This window comes from Streptosporangium sp. NPDC049248 (assembly GCF_040678965.1).
GTDB classification, from domain to species: domain Bacteria; phylum Actinomycetota; class Actinomycetes; order Streptosporangiales; family Streptosporangiaceae; genus Streptosporangium; species Streptosporangium fukuiense.
In genome coordinates this window covers 130,294-137,805 of the sequence record NZ_JBFAQY010000027.1, presented here as the reverse complement: position 1 = coordinate 137,805, position 7,512 = coordinate 130,294, and the positions used below count along the sequence as shown (strand labels likewise).

At 70.7% G+C, this 7,512-nt stretch carries 8 protein-coding genes; 5 read left to right on the top strand and 3 right to left on the bottom strand.

Going from position 1 to position 7,512, the window contains the following annotated elements:
* Positions 1-682: 682 nt before the first annotated feature.
* Entirely contained in the window at positions 683-1,486 is an 804-nt protein-coding gene (locus AB0K21_RS35150; RefSeq protein ID WP_343969664.1) for a beta-phosphoglucomutase family hydrolase, read from the top strand.
* Positions 1,487-1,577: 91 nt separating this feature from the next.
* Here AB0K21_RS35150 and AB0K21_RS35145 read toward each other — a convergent pair whose 3' ends face one another.
* Complete coding sequence (locus AB0K21_RS35145) at positions 1,578-2,156, bottom strand: PadR family transcriptional regulator (RefSeq protein WP_343969661.1); 579 nt, start codon at positions 2,154-2,156, stop codon at positions 1,578-1,580.
* 102 nt (positions 2,157-2,258) lie between these two features.
* Here AB0K21_RS35145 and AB0K21_RS35140 point away from each other — a divergent pair, with 102 nt between their 5' ends.
* From AB0K21_RS35140 to AB0K21_RS35125, 4 genes are all read left to right on the top strand, one after another.
* Positions 2,259-2,903 (top strand): class II aldolase/adducin family protein, encoded by a 645-nt coding sequence (locus tag AB0K21_RS35140; protein WP_343969659.1) that lies wholly within the window; start codon positions 2,259-2,261, stop codon positions 2,901-2,903.
* Complete coding sequence (locus AB0K21_RS35135) at positions 2,900-3,790, top strand: VOC family protein (protein WP_343969656.1); 891 nt, start codon at positions 2,900-2,902, stop codon at positions 3,788-3,790. Before AB0K21_RS35140 ends, AB0K21_RS35135 begins: the two co-directional genes overlap by 4 nt.
* 177 nt (positions 3,791-3,967) lie before the next feature.
* The gene (locus AB0K21_RS35130) at positions 3,968-4,174 is read left to right on the top strand and encodes a tautomerase family protein (RefSeq protein ID WP_343969653.1); all 207 of its coding nucleotides are present in this window, start codon (positions 3,968-3,970) and stop codon (positions 4,172-4,174) included.
* The gene (locus AB0K21_RS35125; RefSeq protein ID WP_364155960.1) at positions 4,167-5,606 is read left to right on the top strand and encodes an aldehyde dehydrogenase; all 1,440 of its coding nucleotides are present in this window, start codon (positions 4,167-4,169) and stop codon (positions 5,604-5,606) included. The genes AB0K21_RS35130 and AB0K21_RS35125 overlap by 8 nt, the downstream gene beginning before the upstream one ends.
* Before the next feature lie 252 nt (positions 5,607-5,858).
* Here the strand turns inward: AB0K21_RS35125 and AB0K21_RS35120 are convergent, their stop codons facing one another.
* Positions 5,859-6,698, bottom strand: coding sequence for an alpha/beta hydrolase (locus AB0K21_RS35120; protein WP_364155957.1), 840 nt, complete (start codon positions 6,696-6,698; stop codon positions 5,859-5,861).
* The gene (locus AB0K21_RS35115; protein WP_343969644.1) at positions 6,695-7,288 is read right to left on the bottom strand and encodes a WHG domain-containing protein; all 594 of its coding nucleotides are present in this window, start codon (positions 7,286-7,288) and stop codon (positions 6,695-6,697) included. Before AB0K21_RS35115 ends, AB0K21_RS35120 begins: the two co-directional genes overlap by 4 nt.
* Positions 7,289-7,512 lie beyond the last annotated feature (224 nt).

Below are 7,512 nucleotides of genomic sequence, written 5' to 3'. Positions count from 1 at the left end.
GGGCAGTGAGTCACGCTGCCTGACGCGGACCGGACCGTCGAAGCCATCGACGGCGAGGAGCTGCAAGCTCGGTCGTTTACGGCCGAGAAGCTGACGCCAGCACGCTCATAGCGAGGAGCCATGAGACGCGGCTCGCGGCCGGACCTGTCCAGGGCGAACACCGTAGCCTGCGCGACATCGCCACCCGGCTCGTCATCACCAAGGGCACGAAGAAGGGCCGGCCCCCTTCCCCTGCCACCGTCCTGCACATGCTCCGCGAACACGACGAAGCCGCCGCAACAGCGGACCTCGGCCCGGGAGCTGGAGGCGGCCCGCCACAGCGCCTCCCCCTCTCACCACTTCCGCGGGCTGATCAAACCGGCCGACACCGAAGCCGCCCCGTAGCCGCCCCTCCATCACCCGCCGGCTCCGGGCTTACTCGGCAGTCGTTCCGGTCCGGGCGGGCCAAGGTTTCGGAGACGTTGGTCCCTGTCCCATGTGCCGAGCGGCCCTATGTCCGCCGGGTGCGTGCGACCAGCGTGAGGGTGAGGAGCCGAACGAGCCGCCGGGGGGAGGATGAGACTCAGTCTTGATCACCTGTTCTCCGTCCCGATCGTGACGTGGTCGCCGAGCCCCCGGGCGGCCCTCTGGCCGGACCACGGAGTCGACACAGGTCACGGCCGCACGCAGAACGGAGAAGGTCATGAACGTCGAACACCTGACGGGTCAGGACGGGGCAGGCTGCGGGCCTCCGGCCTACAAGGCGGTGATCTTCGATATGGACGGCGTGGTCACCGACACCGCGGCCGTTCATGCCGCGGCCTGGAAGGCGCTGTTCGACGAGGTGCTACCGGACCTGACCGAGTCGCCGGTTCCCGGATTCGACGTCGAAGAGGACTATCGCCGCTATGTTGACGGCCGCCCCCGGGAGGACGGCGTGCGGTCGTTCCTGGCCGCGCGCGGGGTCGCACTGCCCGACGGGAATCCCGGAGATCCGCCCGGACCGCGCACCGTGCACGGGTTGGCGGCTCGCAAGCAGGAACTGTTCGCCGAGCGACTGGCCGAAGGCGGAGTCACCGTCTTTCCCGGCACGGTGGCGCTGCTACGGCGGCTACGCGCCGACGGCCTGCTGACCGCGTTGGTCACCTCCAGCCGCAACAGCGAGGCGGTGCTCGCGGCGGCGAACGTCAGTGATCTGTTCGACGCCCGGGTCGACGGCAGCGACGCCGTACGGCTCTCGCTGGCCGGCAAGCCCGACCCGGCCATGTTCCTGGAGGCGGCGCGTCGGCTTCGGGTCGATCCCGCGCGCTCGGTGATCGTAGAGGACGCGGAGGCGGGCGTGCGGGCCGGTGCGCGTGGCGGTTTCGGCCTGGTCGTCGGCGTGGACCGGACCGGCAATCGGGCGCGGCTGCTCGCGGCCGGCGCGCACCTGGTGGTGGAGGACCTGGCGGCGCTCTGTTACCAGCGGGTTTTTCCGTCCGGGGCGCAGGGTTCGACCTCCAGGTAGCGTGGCGACGGTTTGTCCGGCAGAGATTGGTGTCCGGTACGCAGGTGCAGGTCGAAGAAGGCACGGACGTACGTGCGGGTGATCTCTTCGGTCAGACGCCTTCCGCGAGGAGGCGGAGGCTTTCGCGGGCCCAGTCGACGCGGGCCTGGGCGACGGCGACCTGGCCCGCGAAGACGTTCGCCTTCAACCCGGCGATGCGGTCGTGCTCGGCCGGCGGGCGGTTCTTCAGCCGCTCCTTGAGCAGGTCGGTGTCCTTGGCCAGCAACGCTTCCCGGTGCGCGCGCCACTCGGTGATCAGCTGCTCCTGCTCGGCGATGTACGCCTTGAGCACGGACGCGGCCCGATCCGCGTCGATCATGTCGAAGAAGAGTGCCTGCAGGGAGAACGAGTCGCGTACCGGGGCCGGGGTGTGGCCGGTGCCCAGCCAGGTCCTCAGCTCCTCGAGCCCGTGCTCGGTGATCGAGTACACCGTCCGCTTCAGCCGCGTGCCACGGATCTCCTTCTGACCTTCGATGAGCCCGGCCTGCTCCATCTGGCGGAGCGTCGGATAGATCTGGCTCTGCGGCGCGGACCACACCCAGCGCGGGGCGGCATCGAAGAAGCGGGTCAGTTCGTACCCGTTCATCGGGCGCGCCTCCAGGACGCCGAGCAGTGCGTGCTGAAGCGACATGCCCCCAGCATAGGGGCGTCCCACTTGCCCTAGAACATGTACAAATATACCTGTATTGTCCTGCCTGTTTTTGTAGATGCGCACGGGCAGAGAGGTACTGGTGTGAACACAGAGCTGGCGGACGCCGGACGGGCGCTGGCAGCGGCTGGGCTGGTCACCGCGTTCGGGCACGTGTCACTGCGAATCGGGGACGACCGGCTGCTGATGACCCCTCCGGTGCCGCTCGGGACGCTCGGGCCTGACACACAGCACGCCGAGGTCCCGCTGGATGCCACCGACCTGCCCGACGGCACGCCGCGCGAGGCGTGGATCCATTTGGAGATCGCCCGGGCGCGACCCGGCGTGCGGGCGATCTGCCGGGCACAGCCGCCCACTGCCACGGCTCTGGCCTCGGCGGGGGTGCCGATTCTGCCGCTGCACGGGCAAGGGGCGTTCCTCGGGCCCGAGGTGCCCGTGTTCGACGACGCGACGCTGGTACGCGACCGCGCGCGCGGGCGGGCGCTGGCCGAGCGTCTGGGCGCGGCGCCTGCCGTGATCATGCGGGGCAACGGCGCCGTGACCGTCGGCGAAAGCGCCGGCCAGGCCGTCGCCCTCATGTGGGTGCTGGAGGCCTCCGCCCGCATGAACGCCACCGCCGCCGCCTCCGGCGCCCCCACCCCCCTCACGCCCGCCGAGCAGAAGTCGTGGCGGGCCGTGCGATCCGAATTGTCCAACCGCATCTGGTCCTATCTCCGGGAGTTGTCATGATCGAGCTCGAGGACATCGCCTACGTTCGGTCCGGCGCCGCCGACCTGGACACCGCCCTGCGGTTCGCCGTGGACATCGTCGGCCTGGAGCTCACCGCCCAGGAGGGCGGCGTCGCCTACCTGCGCGCCGACCAGCGCCACCACTGTCTCGCCCTGGTCGAAGGGGAGTCCGGAGTCATCAGCTCCGGGTTCACCGTCCGGGACGAGGACGCGCTCGCCGCCGCCGAGACCGAGTTGGAGAAGGCCGGCGTCACCGTCGTACGGGGCGACGCCAAGGAGGCCCACTCGCGCCGGGTCCGGGACTTCCTGTCGTTCGACGACCCGTTCGGCAACCGCATCGACCTGGTGATCGACCAGGTGACGCTGACCGCACCGGTCCGCTACGGACGCGAGGCCGGCATCACCGAGTTCGGGCACCTGTGCCTGGACGCCCCGGACGTGCGCGAGGCGTACCGCTTCTGGTCCGGCCTGTTCAACGCCCGGGTGTCGGACTGGATCGGCGACTGGGCCTGTCTCATGCGCATCGACCAGGTCCACCACAAACTGGCCGTGTTCCAGGGCAGCCAGCCGGGGCTGTGCCACATCAACTTCCAGATCGACTCGCTCGACGCGTTGATGCGCAACTATCACTTCCTGGAGGCCAACGGGGTCGAGATCGAGATGGGCCCCGGCCGCCATCCGCAGTCGACGGCGGTTTTCGTCTACTTCAAGGGGCCGGAGGGGATCACGTACGAGTATTCCTGGGGCGTGCGGCTCATCACCGACGAGGACGCCTGGCGGCCCCGCTACTTCGACCCGGCCGAGCCGGGCTCGATCGACATGTGGCAGGGCCCCACGCGCCGCGTCCACACCCAACCCCAGATCCGCCGCCCTCTCGGCCAGGGCTGAGCCCGCTCCCCCGCGCCTCACCCGGCCGAAACGGCAGCCACAGGAAGGTGATCGATCGCATGATGAACGGAGTACAGATCGTGCTGACGAGCGGGACGACCGACGCTATGCCGCGCCGGCGCGGCTCGTCGGTGACCGTACGCTTCAGCGACCTCGACTCCGTGGCGGGGATGTGACATGCCGCTGGTCGAGGTGACCTTGACCGAGGGCCGCGAACCCGGCGCGATCCGGGCGCTCATCCACGAGGTGCACGCCGCCGTCGAGCGCTCGCTCGGCGCCCCCGCCCAGAGCATCCGGGTGATCGTACGCGAGGTGCCGCGCACCCACTGGGCGGCCGGAGACCAGACGCTCGCCGAACGCGACGAGATCAACAAAGGTGACTGACTTGGAATTCTTCGGACACGTGATCGACGGCGCCGAGGTGAAGTCCTCCGGCGGCGAGACGTTCACCAGCGTCGACCCCTACACCCGCGAGCCGTGGGCAGAGGTCGCGCTCGGCGGCGCGGCCGAGGTGGAGCGGGCCGTGGCGGCGGCGCGGCGGGCATTCAACGAGGGACCGTGGCCGCGTATGGGCCGCGCCGAGCGTGGCAGGCTGCTGCATCGCCTCGCCGACCTCATCCTCGAACACGCCGACGAGCTCGGCCTGGCCGACACTCGCGACATGGGCAAGCCGATCACCCAGAGCCGCGGCAACGATGTGCCCCGTGCCGCCGACAACTTCCGCTTCTTCGCCGACCACGCCCGGCTGACCACGGCCGAGACGCTGCCGATGGACTCCGGCCACCACGCCTACACTCGCTACGAGCCCGTCGGTGTCGCCGCCGCCGTCGCCCCGTGGAACTTCCCGCTGATGCTGGAGACCTGGAAGATCGCGCCCGCGCTGGCCTGGGGCAACACGGTCGTGCTCAAGCCCGCCGAGGACACCCCCGCCTCCGCCACCATCCTCGCCAGGCTCGCGCTGGAGGCGGGCCTGCCGCCCGGGGTGCTCAACGTCGTCCACGGCTACGGCCCGGACTCCGCCGGGCAGGCGCTCACCGAGCACCCTGGGATCGACCGGATCACCTTCACCGGCGAGTCCGCGACCGGCCGGGTCATCTCGGCCGCGGCGGCGGGGCACCTCGTGCCGGTCAGCCTGGAGCTCGGCGGCAAGGGCGGCAACGCGGTCTTCGCCGACGCCGACCTCGACAACGCGGTGAGCTGGTCCATCAAGGCGATCTTCACCAACGCCGGGCAGGTGTGCCTGGCGGGGTCGCGTCTGTACGTCCAGCGTCCGGTGTTCGACGAGTTCATCGCCCGCTTCACCGCCGCGGCCGAGGCGATGCGCCTGGGCGACCCCAAGCTGGACTCCACCCAACTCGGCCCGCTGGCCTCGAAGACCCACTACCGGAAGGTACGCGGCTACGTCGAGACCGTCGCCGAGGAGGGCGGCTCCGTCCGCTCCGGCGGCCTCGGCGACGGCTGGTTCGTCCGCCCCACGGTGATCACCGGCATGCCCGCCACCGGCCGCCACCAGCGCGAGGAGATCTTCGGCCCGGTCGTCACGGTGACGCCGTTCGACACCGAGGACGAGGTCGTGGCGCTGATGAACGACACGCGCTACGGGCTCAACGCGATGCTGTTCACCGAGAACCTGTCCCGGGCGCACCGCGTCTCCGCCCGTCTGCGGGCCGGGACCGTCTGGGTGAACTGCTTCTTCGTCCGCGACCTGCGCGCCCCGTTCGGCGGAGCGGGCGACTCAGGGGTCGGGCGCGAGGGCGGCACCTTCAGCCGGGAGTTCTTCACCGAGCCGAAGGCCGTCGTCATGCAGATCGACTGATCCGCGGCCGGCGTCGGCGCTGCCCGGACGGGAGACGGTCGCGCCCGGCAGGGCCAAGGCGTCGTGTTCGAAGGCGGCCGAAAGCGTGCCCTTCCACGCAAAGGCACATCCACGCGAAAGGGCACGCAGGCGCGCCCCGGGACCGGTCGGAGACCGCCGCCTCAGGCGTCCTGTTCGCCCTGTGACGGGGGTCGCCCGAGCAGTCCGGGCCTGCCGCTCACGTAGCGGGCCCAGGATCCGATGATCGGCTTTCTAGGTGTCCAGCACCTTGCGGAGCAGCTCACCGAACTCGGCGGGGTGCGTGCTGAGGCCCGTGTGCCCGCCGGGGAAGTGGACGAGCTCCGTGCCGTACCGCTCGGCCAGGAAGGCGGCGGGACGGTAGGGCAGTTCACCGCGCGAGTCCGCTCCGCCCGCGAGTACGAGCCGGTCCGACAGGGCCGCCAGGCGATCCATGTCCGGGACATAGGCCATGAAGCTCGGCACGATACGCCCGAGGAAGTATGACATGTCCGCCATCGTCCGCTCGGCTCGCGCCGCCGCCTGCGGCGGCAGCTCGGTGACCGCCCGGGCGTCGACGGGATCGGCACCGGGCCGCCTGAGGCCGGCTGCGAACTCGGCCGCCGCGGGCATCAGCCCGTCCCGGCGGAGCGTGTCTTGGACACGGGCGAGCAGCGCGTGGTGCTCGGCCGCGTCCGGCAGCACCCCCACCAGCGGCGGCTCGTGCGCCACGACGCGTTCGATCCGCTCGGGATGGCTGGTGAGCAGGTGCAGCGCGACGATCGCCCCCGAACTACAGCCGGCCACGAGGGCAGGCTTGCCCGGCGACAGCAGCTCCAGCAGCCGGAACCCGTCGTCAGCGTGCTGTGCGACCCGCTGAGCGGCTTCCGGGGCGTCCAACGGACTGCGGGACAGGCCGCGCGGATCATAGGAGGCGACCGTGTAATCGGCGGCCAGGTCATCGGCGACGCCGTCAAAGGAGGCCGCGCCGCCCGTGCCGCCGGGGATCAGCAGCAGGAGGGGGCCTCTCCCGCGCACCTCGTAGTGCAGGGTGGCGCCGTCCACGCGCAGGCGGCCGAGAGTCGGTTCGGTCATGAGGGGTCTCCTTCACGGGGTGTGGGCCAGCGCTCCAGGAGGGCGTGCAGGGCGTCGAGGCAGCGGACCCAGGAGGCCTCCGCCGGACGCGCGTGCGCGAAACCACCGGCGGCCTCGAGGCTGACGAAGCCGTGCAGTGCGCTGCGCACCAGCCGGACCGCGTCGGTCAAGTCGGGCTCGGCCAGCGCGTAGGCGCGCAACATGCTGTAGGTCAGCTCGACCGCACGTCGCGGCCCGGGTGCCCGGGCCGCGAGCTCGGGATCGATCTGCGTCGGGATCTGCGTCGCGGTGTACCGGCCCGGATGTTCATGGGCGTACGCCCGCCATGCGTTCGCGAACGCCACCAGCGCGTCCTTGCCGGCTCGTCCGGCGGTGGCCTCCGCGATGCCGATGGTCTTCTCGTCCGCCGCCAGCAGCGCGATCCGCCCGCGCAGGTCCTCCAAGCCGCGTACGTGCACATACAGGCTCGCATCCTTCACCCCCAGCCGCCGCGCCACCGCCGACATGGTCACATGGTCGAGCCCGACCTCGTCCGCCAGCTCGGCGCCCACCAGCGTCACCCGGTCCGCCGTCAACCCGGCCCGCGCCATGCCACACCGCCCTTCCCTTAGGATTACTAGGAATAAACTAGGGCTCCTAGGATAATCCTTGGGCCCGAAGACGGTAAAACGGGGCAGCGGAACTCGACAGGGTCCCGGTAGCAGTGCGGCGGAATCCAACGAACCCGCCCCCGGCCTGCGGTGACGCGGTGTTACACGACAAGGTGGAAGGACTGTCCGCCCCGCTCGGCATCCAGGACGTCCTTCTTCTTGCC

Bases quoted from the DNA above. Each gene is read 5' to 3' on its own strand.
- AB0K21_RS35150 (WP_343969664.1), top strand. From the start codon at position 683: ATGAACGTCGAACACCTGACGGGTCAGGACGGGGCAGGCTGCGGGCCT.
- AB0K21_RS35120 (WP_364155957.1), bottom strand. From the start codon at position 6,698: ATGACCGAACCGACTCTCGGCCGCCTGCGCGTGGACGGCGCCACCCTG.
- AB0K21_RS35135 (WP_343969656.1), top strand. From the start codon at position 2,900: ATGATCGAGCTCGAGGACATCGCCTACGTTCGGTCCGGCGCCGCCGAC.
- AB0K21_RS35130 (WP_343969653.1), top strand. From the start codon at position 3,968: ATGCCGCTGGTCGAGGTGACCTTGACCGAGGGCCGCGAACCCGGCGCG.
- AB0K21_RS35145 (WP_343969661.1), bottom strand. From the start codon at position 2,156: ATGTCGCTTCAGCACGCACTGCTCGGCGTCCTGGAGGCGCGCCCGATG.
- AB0K21_RS35115 (WP_343969644.1), bottom strand. From the start codon at position 7,288: ATGGCGCGGGCCGGGTTGACGGCGGACCGGGTGACGCTGGTGGGCGCC.